Source organism: Savagea serpentis, assembly GCF_015351395.1.
Taxonomy (GTDB): domain Bacteria; phylum Bacillota; class Bacilli; order Bacillales_A; family Planococcaceae; genus Savagea; species Savagea serpentis.
In genome coordinates this window covers 52559-70157 of the sequence record NZ_JADKPV010000007.1, presented here as the reverse complement: position 1 = coordinate 70157, position 17599 = coordinate 52559, and the positions used below count along the sequence as shown (strand labels likewise).

General features: G+C 40.3%; 18 protein-coding genes and 1 other annotated feature. Of the genes, 5 read left to right on the top strand and 13 right to left on the bottom strand.

All coding sequences use genetic code 11. The annotated features are described in order from the left end of the window. Window positions 1-7: 7 nt before the first annotated feature. Entirely contained in the window at window positions 8-442 is a 435-nt protein-coding gene (locus tag IRY55_RS11750) for a GNAT family N-acetyltransferase (protein ID WP_194563517.1), read from the top strand. Window positions 443-488: 46 nt separating this feature from the next. Here IRY55_RS11750 and mgtE read toward each other — a convergent pair whose 3' ends face one another. From mgtE to IRY55_RS11725, 5 genes are all read right to left on the bottom strand, one after another. Then, the gene (gene mgtE / locus IRY55_RS11745; RefSeq protein WP_194563516.1) at window positions 489-1859 is read right to left on the bottom strand and encodes a magnesium transporter; all 1371 of its coding nucleotides are present in this window, start codon (window positions 1857-1859) and stop codon (window positions 489-491) included. Window positions 1860-1964: 105 nt separating this feature from the next. Beyond that, entirely contained in the window at window positions 1965-2864 is a 900-nt protein-coding gene (locus IRY55_RS11740) for an RluA family pseudouridine synthase (protein ID WP_194563515.1), read from the bottom strand. Continuing rightward, on the bottom strand, window positions 2861-3670 hold the full coding sequence (locus IRY55_RS11735) for an NAD kinase (RefSeq protein ID WP_194563514.1): 810 nt from the start codon (window positions 3668-3670) through the stop codon (window positions 2861-2863). Before IRY55_RS11735 ends, IRY55_RS11740 begins: the two co-directional genes overlap by 4 nt. Window positions 3671-3682: 12 nt before the next feature. Next, a complete protein-coding gene (locus IRY55_RS11730) occupies window positions 3683-4342 on the bottom strand; it encodes a GTP pyrophosphokinase (RefSeq protein ID WP_194563513.1) in 660 nt (219 codons plus the stop codon). 21 nt (window positions 4343-4363) lie between these two features. Next, a complete protein-coding gene (locus IRY55_RS11725) occupies window positions 4364-4735 on the bottom strand; it encodes a UPF0738 family protein (RefSeq protein WP_194563512.1) in 372 nt (123 codons plus the stop codon). A 145-nt stretch (window positions 4736-4880) separates the two neighbouring features. Between IRY55_RS11725 and IRY55_RS11720 the strand changes: the two genes are divergently transcribed. Together IRY55_RS11720 and IRY55_RS11715 are read left to right on the top strand one after the other, a co-directional pair. Then, complete coding sequence (locus IRY55_RS11720; RefSeq protein WP_194563511.1) at window positions 4881-5273, top strand: globin domain-containing protein; 393 nt, start codon at window positions 4881-4883, stop codon at window positions 5271-5273. Continuing rightward, entirely contained in the window at window positions 5270-6085 is an 816-nt protein-coding gene (locus IRY55_RS11715; protein ID WP_194563510.1) for a DsbA family protein, read from the top strand. The genes IRY55_RS11720 and IRY55_RS11715 overlap by 4 nt, the downstream gene beginning before the upstream one ends. Window positions 6086-6434: 349 nt before the next feature. Here the strand turns inward: IRY55_RS11715 and pepF are convergent, their stop codons facing one another. The 4 genes from pepF to spxA form a co-directional block, all read right to left on the bottom strand. Beyond that, entirely contained in the window at window positions 6435-8237 is a 1803-nt protein-coding gene (gene pepF, locus IRY55_RS11710) for an oligoendopeptidase F (protein WP_194563509.1), read from the bottom strand. 44 nt (window positions 8238-8281) lie between these two features. Further along, complete coding sequence (locus IRY55_RS11705) at window positions 8282-9394, bottom strand: competence protein CoiA (protein WP_194563508.1); 1113 nt, start codon at window positions 9392-9394, stop codon at window positions 8282-8284. Between the two features lie 102 nt (window positions 9395-9496). Further along, window positions 9497-10174, bottom strand: a complete 678-nt coding sequence (mecA, locus tag IRY55_RS11700) for an adaptor protein MecA (RefSeq protein ID WP_194563507.1) — start codon at window positions 10172-10174, stop codon at window positions 9497-9499. Between the two features lie 180 nt (window positions 10175-10354). Beyond that, window positions 10355-10753, bottom strand: a complete 399-nt coding sequence (gene spxA / locus IRY55_RS11695) for a transcriptional regulator SpxA (protein WP_194563506.1) — start codon at window positions 10751-10753, stop codon at window positions 10355-10357. Window positions 10754-11130: 377 nt separating this feature from the next. After that, window positions 11131-11338: a binding site (T-box leader), on the top strand. Window positions 11339-11382: 44 nt separating this feature from the next. On the opposite strand from spxA, the gene trpS reads away from it, so the two are divergent. Next, a complete protein-coding gene (gene trpS, locus IRY55_RS11690; protein ID WP_194563505.1) occupies window positions 11383-12375 on the top strand; it encodes a tryptophan--tRNA ligase in 993 nt (330 codons plus the stop codon). 44 nt (window positions 12376-12419) lie between these two features. Here trpS and fabF read toward each other — a convergent pair whose 3' ends face one another. Then, on the bottom strand, window positions 12420-13661 hold the full coding sequence (fabF, locus tag IRY55_RS11685; RefSeq protein ID WP_194563504.1) for a beta-ketoacyl-ACP synthase II: 1242 nt from the start codon (window positions 13659-13661) through the stop codon (window positions 12420-12422). Window positions 13662-13681: 20 nt separating this feature from the next. After that, complete coding sequence (locus IRY55_RS11680) at window positions 13682-14617, bottom strand: beta-ketoacyl-ACP synthase III (protein WP_194563503.1); 936 nt, start codon at window positions 14615-14617, stop codon at window positions 13682-13684. Between the two features lie 148 nt (window positions 14618-14765). Between IRY55_RS11680 and IRY55_RS11675 the strand changes: the two genes are divergently transcribed. Next, window positions 14766-14948, top strand: a complete 183-nt coding sequence (locus tag IRY55_RS11675; RefSeq protein ID WP_194563502.1) for a DUF2929 family protein — start codon at window positions 14766-14768, stop codon at window positions 14946-14948. 44 nt (window positions 14949-14992) lie between these two features. On the opposite strand, the gene IRY55_RS11670 is transcribed toward IRY55_RS11675, so the two are convergent. Further along, a complete protein-coding gene (locus tag IRY55_RS11670) occupies window positions 14993-17128 on the bottom strand; it encodes an ATP-dependent Clp protease ATP-binding subunit (protein ID WP_194563501.1) in 2136 nt (711 codons plus the stop codon). Between the two features lie 142 nt (window positions 17129-17270). After that, entirely contained in the window at window positions 17271-17582 is a 312-nt protein-coding gene (locus IRY55_RS11665) for a metal-sulfur cluster assembly factor (protein WP_194563500.1), read from the bottom strand. Window positions 17583-17599 lie beyond the last annotated feature (17 nt).

The window sequence follows — 17599 nt, the reverse complement described above, 5'->3', positions numbered from 1 at the left end:
GTTACATATGGCTAAAGTAATCATTGCCCAAACGAAAGAACAAAGAGACGACGCTTTTTACATACGTAAAAAAGTATTTGTCGAAGAACAAAATGTTCCACTCCATATTGAATTAGATGAATTCGATTTAGAATCGACACATTTTGTTCTTTATGAAGAAGGCGAGCCCATCGGTGCAGGACGCATTCGCCTGATTGATGAAACGACTGGAAAAATCGAGCGGATTAGTATTTTACCACAATACCGCGGACGGAATTTCGGAAAATTAATTATGGAGGAAGTAGAAAAAGAAGCGCGTGCTCACCGTCTTCATAAATTAAAATTGAATGCACAAGTACACGCGATTCCATTTTACGAAAAATTAGGTTATGTCGTTACCTCTCCAGAATTTTTAGATGCCGATATCGTTCACCGCGCAATGGAAAAAAACTTAATCGACTAATCAAAAAGACCTTTTCATGAGAATTCATCCATGAAAAGGTCTTTTGTTAAGAAATGGGCAACTTATCGATAAATGTCGTCGCCAATCCTAAATAAATTAAAATACTAATGACGTCGTTCAACGTCGTAATAAACGGTCCTGACGCTACTGCTGGATCAATATTTAAACGATGCATTAATAACGGAATAAATGAACCTGACAAAGTCGCTACAAAAATCGACACCATAATCGCTGCTCCTACGAGAAGGGCGATGATGAACTCACCTTTCCAAATCGTGATGAGTGCTACAACGAAGACCGCACAAATAATTCCTGTAATTAAACCTGTTCCCGCCTCACGTACGAGCAATTTCCAACGACTTTCGTCTTCATTATCACGTGTTGCAATACCACGCACAGCAACAGCGAGTGCTTGTGTTCCACTATTTCCCGCCGTTCCTGCAATGAGTGGAATGAACGCTGCTAAAATCGCTACTTTCTCAATCGTCCCTGTGAACATATCGATTAAGCTCGCTGTAAGCATCCCGAGCACGAGCAAAATAATTAGCCACGGTGCACGCTTTTTCGCTGCGGCAAATGAGTTTTTGTCCGTCGTATCAATATCGACAACCCCAGCTAATTTAGAGTAGTCATCGCTCGCTTCTTCATCTAAAACGTCGATAATGTCATCGACGGTTACAATCCCGAGTAAATGTTGTTGAAAATCAACAACTGGCATCGCGAGTAAATTGTAGTCTTGAATGCGACGTGCTACATCTTCCTGATCATCTGAAACGAGTACGCTCATCACACGATCATTCATAATATCGCGAATTAGCGTATCTTCATCCGCAATAATTAAATCACGCAAAGATACAACACCTGTTAAACGATTATTTTCATTGACGATAAAGACGTAATAAATCGTTTCGGCACTCGGAGCTTCGGTTTTTAAAATCGTCATTGCAGAACGCACTGTTGAATTCTCAGGAATTGTGACGAATTCTGTCGTCATAATTGATCCTGCTGTATGTTCTTCATAATGAAGAAGCGCACGTATTTGTTCTGCTTCTTCTTCATTCATCAATGTTAAATAACTAATGACTTGTGTGCGGTTAAGCTCTTTTAAAACGTCAACTGCGTTATCGACGAACATGTATGAAATCATTTCAGCTGCATACGTCGTGTCCATCTCTTCCAAGTAATCTCGATATTCATGCTCTTGAATTTCACTCGTCTCAAATATTTCGGCGAGTTCTTTCGGTGATAAATACAAATAAATTTGTTGGCGTATTTCTGGTGTCGTTTTTTCATAAAACACCGCTCGGTCATACGCATGCAACGCTAAAAACTGTTCACGAAACTCATGAATTCGCTCTTCTTCTAACAGTCGCGTTAATCTTCCGAGATCCAGCTCTACTTCTTCAATGATCGTCATCCGCTACCGCTCCTTCAACCAAATATCTATTGATAATTATTCCCTATCATTAGTTAATGAAACATTTTTTATGTAATATCAACTGGAAAAGGGGCTTCAAGTGAATCATTTTAACATAGTTGTTTTTACTTTTTCAACCGTTCGTAATTGGTCTTCAAAAATCACCCGCTCATCTAACTGCACTTTAAACGGTTGTTCAGTAATCGGATGAATACACTGCACTTCATAGCATAGCAAAGTCTGTCCTTCCGCTACTTTATAAAGACTGCCATATAAACTATCTCCAACAATCGGATAACCACAATCTGTAAGATGAACGCGAATTTGATGAGTACGCCCCGTCACTAAACGCATATAGATCGCACGATACCCTAATAGTTCTCGCTCCGCTTCAATTTCGGTTCGCGCATATTTTCCATCTGTGCGAACTTCTCGTTCAATGATACTTCCTTCCTTTCGCCCAATCGGTCTTTCGATCACAGAAGGCAATGGTGGTCCGTATTCAATGAGTGCAACATAACGACGCTTTAGTTGCCCTGCTTGAATTTGTTCACTCAATAAGTGATGAATATGGGCATGTTTCGCTAACAATACGAGTCCACCAGTGGGAGCATCAAGGCGCGTCACAATATGAATCATCGACTCAATGCCCTGCTCTTTGTAGTAAGCGGCAACCCGACTCGCTAAAGAGCGATACGGATGGTCTCTCGACGGAATTGTTGCTAACCCAAACGGCTTCCGAACAACGAGTAAATAATCGTCCTCATAGTAAATATCTAGAGGAGTATATTCATGATGAATCCGTTCATTTGAGGACTCTTTTGGAAATTTTACAGTGACGACATCTCCACGCTCTACCATTTTGCGAACATTTTCTTCTTGTCCATTAACGAGCAAACGTCCCCCCTCATATTTCACCTTCGTCAATGTGCGACGAGAAATATGATGACGCCTTAAAAAGTCTCTTAATAGACTCGGCTTCTCTACTTCAAACGTCAATTTCATTTGTCGGTCCGACTCGCAATAAACGAGTCATGCACACGTTCCCAAAACGGAAATTGACGGAAACGAGCAAAACGAATTTTTTCTTTGGCGACCGTATATTCAATTGAAGCGACCGCACGATGAGGTAACTGCAAATGGTCGACGGTTAATACAAAACCTGCTCCTTCTTGTACGGGTATAAGTTCACAATGATGATGCGCTGGTAAAACAAGTGGCGAACCGACTGTGCGGAATACACGATTATTAATAGAAGCCATTTCTGTCAGTTGCATCGCCTCGAATGACGGATGAATAATCGCCCCGTTTAATGCTTTACTATAAGCAGTAGACCCTGACGGAGTAGACATACAGAGACCATCTCCACGGAACCGTTCAAATTGGCGTCCATTTAGATTAACATCGACAACAAACGTCACACCTGGTGACTTTATCGTCGATTCATTCAATGCTAAATACGTTGTTGATTCTTCGTTATCTCCATGATTCACTTTCACATTTAGCAATGGATATTCAATAATTTCATACGTATGACGAGCGATGGAAATGACAAGCTTTTCTATTTCAGAAGGCTTCCAGTCCGCATAAAAACCGAGATGACCCGTATGAATTCCAACAAATGCTGTCCGATCTAAACGGTGGGCATACTTATGAAATGCATGCAAAAACGTGCCGTCTCCCCCAATGGATAGTACTATTTCTGGTTCTTCTTCATCGAACTCTAAACCGAAATCAAGTAAATATTGCTTCGCTTGCTGCATGAGCGTATTTGAATAATCATCATTTCGTGTTTGAATCGCAAATTTCATCCTAAACCCCTCCTATTTTTTCCGTTTTGGGCGACGATTGGATAATTCTTTATACGTTTTAAAATAATGTTGGGCTTCATTAATTTCATCGCGGATTGCGGACATTTCTTCATCGAGCCGAAAAGCTGCTTCCGCTGCATTTTCCAACCTTTTTTGAATCGCTTCTGGCAAATTTCCCTCATATTTATAATTGAGCGTATGTTCAATAGAGGCCCAAAAATTCATCGCTAATGTACGAATTTGGATCTCGACAAAAATCTTTTTCTCACCGCGTAATGTCTGGACAGGATACTCGACAATCATATGATACGAACGGTATCCACTTTCTTTTTTATTTGTCACATAATCGCGCTCTTCCACAACGCAAAAGTCTTTACGCGCGCGCAAAACGTGCACGACTGTCTCCACGTCGTCCACAAATTGACACATAATGCGCAGTCCTGCGATATCAGGTACATGTGATGCGAGAGCGAGCCCTGGTTGAAAGGGGACATTTTTTTCAAGTGTTTTATCATAAATACTAATGAGTGGCTTAACACGGCCAGTGACAAACTCGATTGGCACATGCCCGTCTTCCATTCGATAATGCGAACGCATCGCTTTTAACTTTACTTTTAATTCATCAACTGCTTGCACATATGGTGCTAAAAATTGATCCCATTGATGATCCATATCCCCCGCTCCCTTCTTCCTTTAATCGAATGTAGCGATTGCAGAAGCGAATGATTGCTCTACAGCTTCTGTAAATGCACCGTAATTTCCATTTCCTTCAATATTCATTAACAGCATTTCAAGTTGAACTTGCCATCCAATTAATTCAATTATCCCTTTACTCGTTTGTAAATAAATCGGGCTCTCTTCTAAATAAGCCTCCTGTAAGATGGACCATGTCTCTTTCGGGAAATGGACATACTCATATTGGTCTCCACCATCGATTAAATAGACGAATGTTTCACGGTCTGAATCCGTTAGTAACGTCCCCGTCGCTTCTCCTGAGATCGCTCCATCTAATTGTGCGACCCACTTTTCTTCCAAATGTTTAATTTCAGTAACAATGTTTTGCATTGTGTACGGTCCTCCTTTATCATATCTTTATGTTCAGTTTATCACACGGCTATTCGACATGCATTTTGAAAATGCTATTTCATTGTGAATCTCATCATTCGTTGCTAAAATGAAAATATAGTGAATATAAAGGAGTTAAAACAATATGATGAAAAAACCTATCATCCCTTTCGAAGAGATCGGTGAAGAAAGACTTCATACGATGATTGACTTATTTTATGATAAAGTCGCTGTCAATCCACATTTAGCTCCCATTTTTCCAGATGACTTAACCGAAACGAGACGCAAACAAAAACAATTTCAAACACAATATTTAGGTGGACCGAATTTATATACAGAAGAACATGGACACCCGATGATGCGCGCTCGTCATATGCCGTTTCCTATCACACCTACTCGCGCTCAAGCATGGTTAGAGTGCATGTCTGAAGCGATGGATGAAGTAGGCTTAGATGGACCCCTTCGCGATACGTATTATAAACGACTCGTGCTCACGGCTAATCATATGATTAATGCGACGGAGGAGGATGCGAGGTGAATTATCAATCAGTCGTTGAAGAAAAAGCGCAACTCGCCTGTTCACGCCCGATTGAACTTTACGTTTTCATCGACCCGCTCTGCCCTGATTGTTGGGCATTGCAACCTTTACTCCGTCGACTTCAAGTCGAGTACGAACAATATTTTACATTGCGTACCGTAATGCGTACATCACTCACAAATTTAAATATGCTCGATGCAGATTGTTGTCAAACTCCTTACTGCGATAATACTAATTTATCCTTTCCAAGTTTAGCAATTAAAGCTGCAGAATTTCAGGGGAAACGTGCAGGTTTCCGTTTTCTATCTAAACTGCTTGATCGCACTTTTTCCCAATCAAAAGACATTACTTCTTTTGATGTGCTAGTAGAAGTCGCGCGAAGCTTACATTTAGATATCGATGAATTCATTTGTGACTTCCGTTCTAAACATGTGCTAAGAGCTTTACAAGTCGATTTATTTTTAGCGTCTGAAATGGAAGTCGATCGTGCCCCGACGTTCGTCTTTTTTAATGAAAATATTGAAGATGAAGGATTAAAAGTAGACGGTGTTTACGATTATGATGTATATGTTCAAATTTTATCCGAACTTTTAGAACAGACGATTTATCCAGATACCCCACCACCTTTAGAGCAATTGCTCACCCGTTTCGATTCCATGACAACGGAAGAATTGGCGAGCATCTATAACGAGCCAATTGCGATTGTAGAACGTGAACTAAAAAAGAAAGTGTTGCTTCAACAAGTCGAGCGACTCCCATATGAAGGAACATCTTTATGGAAATTAAAACAACATTTTTGCATGAACTCATAAAAAGGAACAAGTTCTCCATCATTTTACAATGAGAGAACTTGTTCCTTTTCATTTATAACAAAAGAAAAGAGCACTCACTCCTGGGGGAGAGTAAGTGCTCTTTTACAAAGGGAATGGGAGAAATGTTCACGTTCAAACAAAAGGGGTGTATGTTTGGTATGTGATTTATTTCACATTTATAATTTATCACGAAATAGTAGTATATGCAACTATTCACAATCATTCTTCACAATACTGTCATATTTTCAGACGAGTAAAGATGAATACATCAACTACTAAACCCTTTTAAGAACCTAAAACGTTCCTCTTAAATCCCTTTCTTTTTTCATTATGTTTCAATAGTATTGATTCACTTCAAAAGTAATTGCTCTAATTCATTTAGACGCTCTTCAAAAGCGAGACAAGCTTTTTCAATTGGTTCTGCGCTTGTCATATCGACACCTGCACGCTTTAATACTTCAATTGGATAGTCAGATGAACCTGCCTTTAAGAAGTTTGATACGTAGCGCTCAACTGCTTCTTCACCTTCTGTTAAGATTTGCTTGCTCAACGCAACCGCTGCACTGTAACCTGTCGCATATTGATAAACGTAGTAATTGTAATAGAAATGTGGAATGCGCGCCCACTCCAAACCGATTTCTTCATCAGATACCATATCTTCTCCAAAATACTTCTCATTTAAAGCATAGTATTCTTCCGTTAATTTATCCGCTGTTAAAGCAACGCCTTCTTGATCTAATAGATGGATGAGATGTTCGAATTCAGCAAACATCGTCTGACGGAATACTGTACCGCGGAATCCATCTAACCAGTGATTTAATAAGAAAATACGTTCTCTTTCATCCGATGTTTTTTCTAATAAATATTCATTTAACAATGCTTCATTTACAGTAGAAGCGACTTCTGCTACGAAAATCGAATAGCCACTGTAATGGAAAGGCTGTGTTTTTTCAGAATAGTAACTGTGTACACTATGTCCGAATTCGTGCGCAAGTGTGAACAAGTTATCGACATTATCTTGCCAGTTCATTAAAATGTAAGGGTTCGTGCCATATGTTCCCGATGAATAAGCTCCTGAACGTTTCCCTTTATTTTCACGAATGTCGACCCAACGATTGTTCAATCCTTCTTGAACGATCGATTGATATTCTTCACCCATCGGCGCAAAACTTTCAACCATTGTTTTTGCTGCTTCTTCATATGTGTACTTCATCTCGACATCATCGACGAGTGGTGTGTAAATATCATACATATGATGCTCGTCTAAACCGAGTACTTTTTTACGTAATGTAATGTAACGGTGTAAAAGTGGTAAGTAACGATTAATTGTCTCTACTAAATTGTCATACACTTGCTCCGGAATATAGTTATTCGCTAATGCTGCTTCACGAGCAGAGCCGTAATTGCGAATGCGTGCTGATACATTATGATTTTTTACGACACCTGTCAATGTTGATGCAAACGTATTTTTAAATTGACCGTACGTTTCATACATCGCTTCAAATGCTGCTTTACGCACATTACGATCTTTACTTTCCATCAGTGTAATGAAACGACCGTGAGAAAGTTCAACGTCCTTCCCTTCCTCATCTTTTACAGTTGGGAATTTCAAGTCCGCATTGTTTAATTTTCCGAACGTATCGCTTGAAGCTCCTGTCACTTCGCTCATTTGTGCGAGTAACGCTTCCTGTTCTGCTGGTAAAATATGCGGACGATGCGTATTGAACTCGTCTAATTCATGACGATACTGCGCGAGTCCTTCATGCGATTCAACATATTCATTCAATGTTTTCTCATCCACTGATAACAATTCTGGTGACATGAACGATAAAGCTGTTCCCACTTTTGTATACAATGAAACTGCGCGACTCTCCATCGCTTGATACGTGCCATTCCCTGTATCTTGATCATGTTTTAAATGCGCATACACATATACTTTCGACGTGTCCATTAACAGTTGATCGCGGTATTGAAATGCGTCATAAATCGCATCCGCTCCTTTGTGGAACGTTCCTTCGTATTGACTTGCTTCTTCTAATTTTTTCTCGACTACTTTATATTGCTGTTCCCACGCTTCATCTGAAGGAAAAATTGACGTTAAATCCCATGTCTCTTCCACTTTCACTTCTTCACGTGTTGGTAATTGTGCCATTTCAAACGACCTCCTCTATTCTTCATTGTCTCTATTCTATTTTCTCAATTCACTTGACCTTTTGCAACTAAGGTCATTTCAAAATGTCGAAAATATGTTGCTTCAGACAAAATATCTCGTAAATCATTCACACGAACTTGGACTAAAAATTGACGATATTGCTCTACAGTATGATGTTCAGCTTCTGAAAGGCCATAACGCGCGCTATAAGTAACGACAGTATCTTCGCTCGACCAATCTTCTTCTGCCATTAGACAATGATGGACATAATGAAATTGCCAATCTAAAGCGTGTTGACGAAAAACATGCCCATCTATTAGAGGAACTCCTATCCAATTTGGCAATTCGAACGGCAATAACTTTAAATCGTGACAACGCGTTAATAATGTATCGTTTCCTCTCTCATATCGAATCGCTTGTTCGATACGTCTCATACGAGCATGTGCATAATAGTGAATGTAACGTTCAATTTGGGCAGATGAAAGTTCCGGCTCATCGCGTCGAAAAGGCACGGTTTGATCTTTATAAGGAATTTTTTGAACATGACCGATATAACGATCATTTTGAATATGGATGAGAGGGGCAATATAGTAAAAACTTTGAATGCGCGGATCGTAATAATATAAATAAGGGCGTTCGTTCGATTCATAAACCGCACGGTAAAATGGAGTGAGACGGACTATTTGAATCAAGTTTGGACGTAACGAGTGTGGAGGCTTCGTCAACCAAAAGGAAGGATAATTCGCTTTTATATAATTCGTAGTTCGCTTTTGTAATTGTTTTTTAGAGATCGGTGTCCACTGATACTCAATGACGTAATGTTGCTCCGCATCTTTCACATATAAATCAGGACGTTGTGCACAATCTCGTAATACCGGTTCTAATTGAGGGATGTAAGGAGAACGCTCAAACAATGAATATAGTTGGATTTTCGCTTGCATATGCTCCAATGTTTCTCCTTCTGCGAATGACTCACTACAATTCGAATGCTTCACATGAGCAAAGTGAGGAATGATTACCGTTCCTATTTTTAAAATGACGGGTCGTTCACACTGAGGACAATACAAATGTTGTTCTTTTAAAGGAAGTAGAGAAGTTCGCTCACGATAATGGACAATGTTAATTAATTCACGTCGTTCGTTCATCGCAACAAACAATTCAATTACTCCTTTCATGATTGATAAGGGGATATTTTTATTTTAGTACGTACGTTCCCTTTTTTCAACTAAAAAAAGAGACGCTTAAAACGTCTCTTTCATTTATTTAAAATAATGCAATAATGTAGTAAATGGTTCACGATCGCTTACAATCGTTCCGTATTCATCCATCATATATTTCGTTTCTTTCACTCGTGTACCATGCTCTGATAAAATGCTATATATATCTTCTGTCACATTATCTAAAAGCGTTGGATTTACATAAATGTAATAGCTGCTATCATAACTGTAGAGAACAGCATGTAAATATGCTTCATAATCGATAATTTTTGATGCGAGTTGAATGACATCTTCTATATCTTTAAAGCGATACATACGTCCTTCTGCTTGCACAACCGTCTCTTCTGTTTCTTCTGATCCAAACAATTTATCATGGAATAAGTCGCTTAATGAAGACAAGTCTTTCGCGCTAATCTCCGCGTCGAAATGCTCTTCTGAGCCATCCTCATCATCGAAAGGACTTTCCCATTCATCATCTTGCTTTTGTGCGCGTGTCACAATCACTTCAATTCCTGATTTCATCGCATGTACTTGAATCCAGAGAGGCCCATCGACTTCGAATTCTGTGTTGTCATTAACTTCATCCATCATATTCCAAAAAAGCTCTTCACTTTTTTCACGATTGTACCAAACATCGTCTTTTGAATAGCCTCTTTCCTCAATGTCTTCATAAGATAGATAAAATTTCAACGTATGTTCGTTAATTCTTTCAATATCCAACACGCTCTCCCCCTTCTGTATAGCCGTTTACTTTCCATTTATAAGCATTGTATTGAACATCGCTCGAGAAAGCAAACTTTTCAATTTCGTTCTTCTCAAAGAGCCATAAAATCCTCTTTTATAAAGGTACAAAAAACGCCATCATATGAGAAGATGGCGTTTTTTATTCCATTATGTTCATTAGTTGACGAGTTTACGAGCTTCCAATAATTGAAACGCACGTACTTTTCTCGGTAAGAAACGACGAATTTCATCTTCGTTATAACCGACTTGAAGACGCTTCTCATCTAAAATAATCGGGCGGCGCAAAAGACCTGGATTATCTTGAATTAATTCGTACAATTTTTTTAATGGTAAACTTTCGAGATCGACATTTAATTTCTGGAACACTTTCGAACGAGTCGAGATAATTTCGTCTGTTCCATCTTCTGTCATTCGTAAAATTTGTTTAATTTCGTCAATATTTAAAGGTTCTGAAAAAATGTTACGCTCCGTATAAGCGATTTCATGCTCTTCTAACCATGCTTTTGCTTTACGACATGATGTACAGCTCGGTGATGTAAATAATGTAACAGCCATTCATCGACACTTCCTTTCAAGTCTTCTGAATTTATCTATTCTAACTATTTATCATAGTTATTTATAATAACTTTAAATTAACTAGCTCTAATTCTATTATACACACTTTCATTCTCAATTGATACACTTTTTGAAAAGTTTTTTACAATTTTCGGTTTTCATTATGTAAACGTTGATATTATAGCGTTTACTAATCAATAAATTCCTTCTTACTTTCATTATACCCCCTTTGTATTATCAATAAACATCTTTTTTCAAAATATTTATTCTCATTTACAATCCTTCTTTTGAAAATGGACGGTATACTTATATATACGTTTTCATGAGAAATAAGTTCCTTAAAATTGATTATTTCAGCTATTTTGTTTATAATTTAACGCAAAGCAATGAAGAAGAAAGTATGTGTCTCCTATTTCTCAGAGAGTTTGTGGTCGGTGCGAACAAACAAATAGCACACAGAGTGGGCTTCTTCGCTGGATTGATGAACGACAGTAGTCAATCCCGTTATTCGCGTTAAGAAACGAGAGTGATTTCGTTTTACACGAAATAATTCGGGTGGTATCACGGCTATTCGTCGTCCCTATATGTATATAGGGGCGGCTTTTTTTATTTTAAAGGAGGATATTTTAATGAAAACGATTTTTTCAGGTGTACAACCTACTGGAACAGTAACACTCGGTAATTATATCGGTGCTTTCCGTCAATTTGTTAATTATCAAGATGAGTACAATTGTATTTTTTGTATCGTAGACGAGCACGCGATTACAGTGGAACAAGATCCGAAAGAATTATCTCAAACGATCCGTTCACTCGCTGCGATTTATTTAGCGAGTGGCATTGACCCAGAACGCTCTACTTTATTCATTCAATCCGAAGTACCTGCGCACGCACAAGCGGGTTGGATGATGCAGACAATCGCTTATATTGGCGAGTTGGAGCGCATGACGCAATTTAAAGATAAATCTGCCGCACAAGAAAGTATCCCGGCAGGATTATTAACGTATCCACCACTCATGGCTGCGGACATTTTATTGTATAATACCCATCTCGTTCCTGTCGGGGAAGACCAAAAGCAACATATGGAATTGACGCGCGATTTAGCAGAGCGCTTCAATAAACGTTACGGCAAAACAGTCGTCATTCCTGAAGTGAGCATCCCGAAACATGGAGCGCGCATTAAATCACTTCAAGATCCGACGAAGAAAATGAGTAAATCTGACCCGAACAAAAAGGCGACAATTTCTGTACTCGATACACCGAAACAAATCGAGAAAAAAATTAAAAGTGCAGTGACAGATTCAGAAGGTGTCGTGCGTTATGATGAAGAAAATAAACCAGGTGTTTCAAACTTGTTAACGATCGAATCTGTTTTAAGTGGATTATCTATTAATGACTTAGAACAGAAATATGAAGGGAAGGGCTATGGCGACTTTAAAGCAGGTGTTGCTGAAGCCGTTATCAATCATTTAAAACCTTTCCAAGACCGCTATTATGAATTGATGGAATCGACAGATGAACTCGACCAAATTTTAAATAATGGACGCGATAAAGCAAATGAAATTGCTTCAGCAACCGTTGTTCGTATGGAAAAAGCGATGGGTCTCGGACGCCACCGCTCGTAATAAAAAGAGTTGCCCCCTTATGTATAAAAGGAGGCAACTCTTTTTTATTCACATACTTTTTTAAATAATAATGTGGCATTATGTCCGCCGAAGCCGAGAGAGTTACTTAAAGCATACTGAATATCTCGCTTCCGTGGCTGATCCGCTACATAATCAAGGTCACACGCCTCATCTTGCTCAACGATATTCATTGTTGGTGGCATGATTCCTTTATCGATCGCTTGAACGGTAAACACCGCTTCTACTCCACCCGCTGCACCGAGTAAGTGACCCGTCATCGATTTTGTCGAACTCATGGCTAACTTGTAAGCATGGTCTCCAAATACTGTTTTCACCGCTTCTGTTTCATATAAGTCATTGTATGGCGTGCTCGTACCGTGAGCGTTAATATAGTCGACAGCATTCGCTTCAACTCCCGCTTCATCGAGCGCTTGTTGCATCGCGCGTGCCGCTCCTTCGCCTGCTGGTGCTGGCGCTGTAATATGGAACGCATCTCCTGTCGCGCCATAACCGACAACTTCCGCATAAATTTTAGCTCCGCGCGCTTTCGCATGTTCATACTCTTCTAAAATGAGAATACCTGCCCCTTCCCCCATAACAAAACCGTCACGATTTTTATCGAATGGGCGACAAGCTGTCTTCGGATCTTCATTTTGAGTAAGTGCCGTGTTCGCAATGAAACCAGCTACTGCCATCGTCGTAATTGGCGCTTCTGTTCCACCTGCAATCATCACATCCGCATCACCGCGTTTAATTACTTCAAAGGCGTCTCCAATCGAGTTCGTCCCTGAAGCACATGCTGTTACCGTACAAGAATTAATTCCACGCGCACCGTGATAAATCGACACTTGGCCTGCCGCCATATCTGGAATCATCATCGGAACGAAAAACGGGCTAACTCGACGATAACCGCGCTCTTTAAATAAATTAAATTGCTGTTCATGCGTTTCCATCCCGCCGATTCCTGAACCAATCCATACGCCAGCACGCGGTGCAAGTTCTTCATCGATTTCTAAATTGGCATCTTTCATCGCCATAATCGAAGCAGCTAACGCATAATGTGTGAATCGATCCATTTTACGTGCATCTTTACGCGACACATATTCTTCGATATCAAAATCCTTCACTTCTGCTGTCACTTTTACTGGAAATTGTTCACGATCTAAACGTTCCATTAAACCGATTCCAGATTTCCCTTGCATGAGTGACTCCCATGAATCTGCTGCATTATTCCCTATCGGTGTTACAGCACCAATCCCTGTTACTACTACACGTTTTTGTTCCAATTCAATCATCCTTTCTGTTCTTACTTACCCCATTTTATACAGAGCGCTCCCCAAGTGAGCCCTCCTCCAAATCCAACTAGTACAATGACATCGTCATCTTTCACTTTACCATCTTGTAAATCATCGTAAAGCGATAACGGAATCGATCCTGCTGAAGTATTGCCATATTTATGAATCGTTTTTGATACTTTTTCTTCTGGTAACCCGAGACGTTGACGTGAAGCGTCCATAATGCGTGTATTCGCTTGGTGTGGAATTAAATAGTCCACATCTTCCGTCGTAAGCCCCGCTTTTTCAGTGACAGAAACCGCCGACTCGCCCATTTGACGAACCGCAAATTTAAATACTTCACGACCATTCATTTGAATATGGGTTCCGTCGTGTTCTAAATGCTTTCCGCCACTTCCATCCGCTCCGAGCTCAGACGATAAAATACCGCGTCCTTCACTTACTTTACCGAGAACGACAGCACCGCCACCATCTCCAAATAACACGGCTGTATTGCGGTCATTCCAATCGAGAAACTTCGACAATTTTTCAACGCCGATTACAAGTACATAGTCATACATGCCCGCTTCGATGAATTGTTGGCCCGTGACGATTCCATACATAAATCCAGCACAAGCTGCTGAAATATCCATCGCTGCTGCATTTGTTGCACCGATACGGTCTTGCACCATCGTTGAAACCGCCGGAAAACGTTGATCTGGTGTTACAGTCGCTACGAGAATTAATCCGATTTGCTCGGGTGAAATGCCTGCGTTGCGCACTGCTTCTTCTGCTGCTTCTGTCGCCATATGTGATGTATCGATATCATCTGGAGCGATACGACGCTCTTCAATCCCTGTGCGCGTGCGAATCCACTCATCTGATGTATCCATTAATTTTTCTAAATCAAAGTTCGTCATTACGTTGGCTGGCACACTTTTACCGACGCCAAGAATACCTACTCCCATGATGTTCTCCACCTTTTATCATCTATTATTAGTAGCTGGTGTTAATAATAAAGGAAAAGTGAAAAATTTTCAACATTTATTATTTTTATTTTCTATATGTAGTAGTTGTGATATGATAGATTAGAAATAAATTGAAGAGGTGAATGAAATGCGCTTCATTATGACATTTGTCTGGGCGTTTTTACTCGTCACTGTCGTAAACTATCTCGCTAGCTCGATCAAAGCGGTTGATTTCGTATTAGAGGCAGGTTACGTTCCGGCGGCAGCTCTCGCTATTTTAGTTTTCGTTCTCGCTGCAGTAATCCCGAACGAATCTACACCAGACTATTAAAAAACACATTCTCGAATAAGCTCGAGAATGTGTTTTTTCTTTTCTTAATTTAATTGAAGTTTGTCCTCTTCAATCGATAATCGAATGACGCCATCTTCGCCTACTTGTCTTGCGATAATGTGGCGTGCAACGGCTGTTTCAATATGACGTTGTATGAATCGTTTAAGCGGACGGGCTCCAAATTGAGCGTCTGTACCGTGTGCGACGATCCAGTCAATTACCTCTTCTTCATATTGCAAATCGATTTGCTGTTCGAGTAAACGAACTTCTAAATCGTGTAACATCTTTTTCGCAATTAAGTTGAATGTTTTTCCTGATAATGCGTGGAACAGAACGATATCATCCATACGGTTCAACAATTCTGGACGGAAATATTGACGGAGTTCTGTCATCATAATATCTTCAAGTGCATGATTTTCTTCACCTGCATGTTCCAACAAAAGGTGAGAACCGATATTGGACGTCATGATGATGACAGTATTTGTGAAATTGACTGTGCGACCTTGACTATCGGTAATGCGACCATCATCTAACGCTTGAAGTAAAATGTTCGAAACATCAGGATGCGCTTTTTCAATTTCGTCGAGTAAAATAACCGAATACGGATTGCGTCGAACTGCTTCCGTCAATTGGCCACCTTCTTCATACCCTACATATCCTGGAGGCGCTCCGACGAGACGTGATACACTATGTTTCTCCATATATTCACTCATATCGATTCGAACGAAATGATCTTCCGAATCAAATAATGTTTCAGCGAGTGTTTTCGCAAGTTCTGTTTTCCCAACACCGGTCGGTCCGAGGAATAAAAATGAGCCAATCGGTTTATTCGGATCTTTAATGCCGCTTCGTGCGCGCCATACCGCTTCTGTAACGAGACGAACCGCTTCATCTTGACCGATGACACGGTCTTTCAATGTATCGCCAAGGCGGAGTAATTTTTCACGTTCTCCTTCGACGAGTTTTGTCACAGGAATGCCTGTCCAACGCGCGACAATCGTTGCGACTTCCTCTTCTGTCACTTCTTCACGAAGCAAACGTTCATCGCCATGTGTCTCAATCTCTTCTTCAATTGCCCGCAACTCTTTTTCGAGTGCTGGAATTTTTCCGTGACGGAGTTCTGCCGCTTTATTTAAATCGAACTGGCCTTCTGCTTCTTCAAGCTCTCGACGATACGCATCGAGTTGTTCTCGTTTCGCTTGCACTTGTTGAATCGCTTCTTTTTCTTTTTCCCATTGCGCTCTCATATCAGCAGATGAATCTTTTAACTGCTGAAGCTCTTCTCTCAGTGCTTCAAGTCGTTGCTTACTCACATCGTCTGTCTCTTTCATTAAAGCTTGTTCTTCAATTTCAAGTTGTAATATGCGACGTGTGACCGCATCGAGCTCTTGTGGCATCGAATCAATTTCAGTACGAATCATCGCGCTCGCTTCATCGATTAAATCAATCGCTTTATCTGGCATAAAACGTTCTGTTAAGTAACGGTCCGATAATGCTGCCGCTGCTACAATTGCACGGTCATGAATGCGAACTCCATGGTGAAGTTCGAAACGTTCTTTCAAACCGCGTAAAATAGAAACCGTATCTTCAACGGACGGTTCACGCACCATCACTTGTTGGAAGCGACGTTCTAACGCTGGATCTTTTTCGATATATTGGCGATACTCATCGAGCGTTGTCGCTCCGATACAGTATAGTTCTCCGCGTGCGAGCATCGGCTTCAACATATTCCCCGCATCCATCGCACCGCTTGAACGCCCTGCTCCGACAATCGTATGAAGCTCGTCAATGAACATAATAATTTGTCCATCGCTTTCTTTCACTTGTTTTAATACGCCTTTTAGTCGTTCTTCGAATTCCCCTTGATATTTCGCACCGGCAATTAAAGCACTCATATCGAGTTCATAAATCATTTTTTCTTTTAACCCTTCTGGTACGTCACCTTTCACGATTCGTTGAGCGAGTCCTTCCACAATCGCCGTTTTCCCGACACCTGGTTCCCCAATCAATACAGGGTTATTTTTCGTTTTACGAGATAAAATACGGATAACATTACGAATCTCTTCATCTCGACCGATGACTGGGTCCATCTTCCCACTTTTAACCGCATCGATTAAATTGCGACCGAACTGCTCTAACGGTGGACGTTGATCTTCTTGTTGCATATTTCCCATTCTCATATGATGCACCTCTTTTTAGTATTTTGACTGACTTTGACTTTCTTTGACTAATACTAATATACAATGTTTTATACCCCATTTCAACTGAAATGCTTACTTTTTCCAATAAAAAATCACGCAAATTATTTGCGTGATTGAGTGCTTATCCGTGTACACCGAGCGCCATTTTAGCATAGCGTGACATCATGTCTTTCGACCATGGTGGGCTCCAGACGACGTCTACTTCTACTTCTTTCACTTCCGGAAGCTCGAATAATTCCTGCTTAATATTGCCGACGATTTGTGGCCCCATCGGACATCCCATCGATGTTAACGTCATGGTGACAGTCGCTAAACCTTCCTCATCTAACGCTACATCGTAAATTAATCCTAAGTTGACGATATCGATTCCAAGCTCTGGGTCAATGACATTCTCGAGTGCCCCGAGCATGCTCCCTTTCATCTCTTCATCCATGTTTTTTTCGCCCCTTT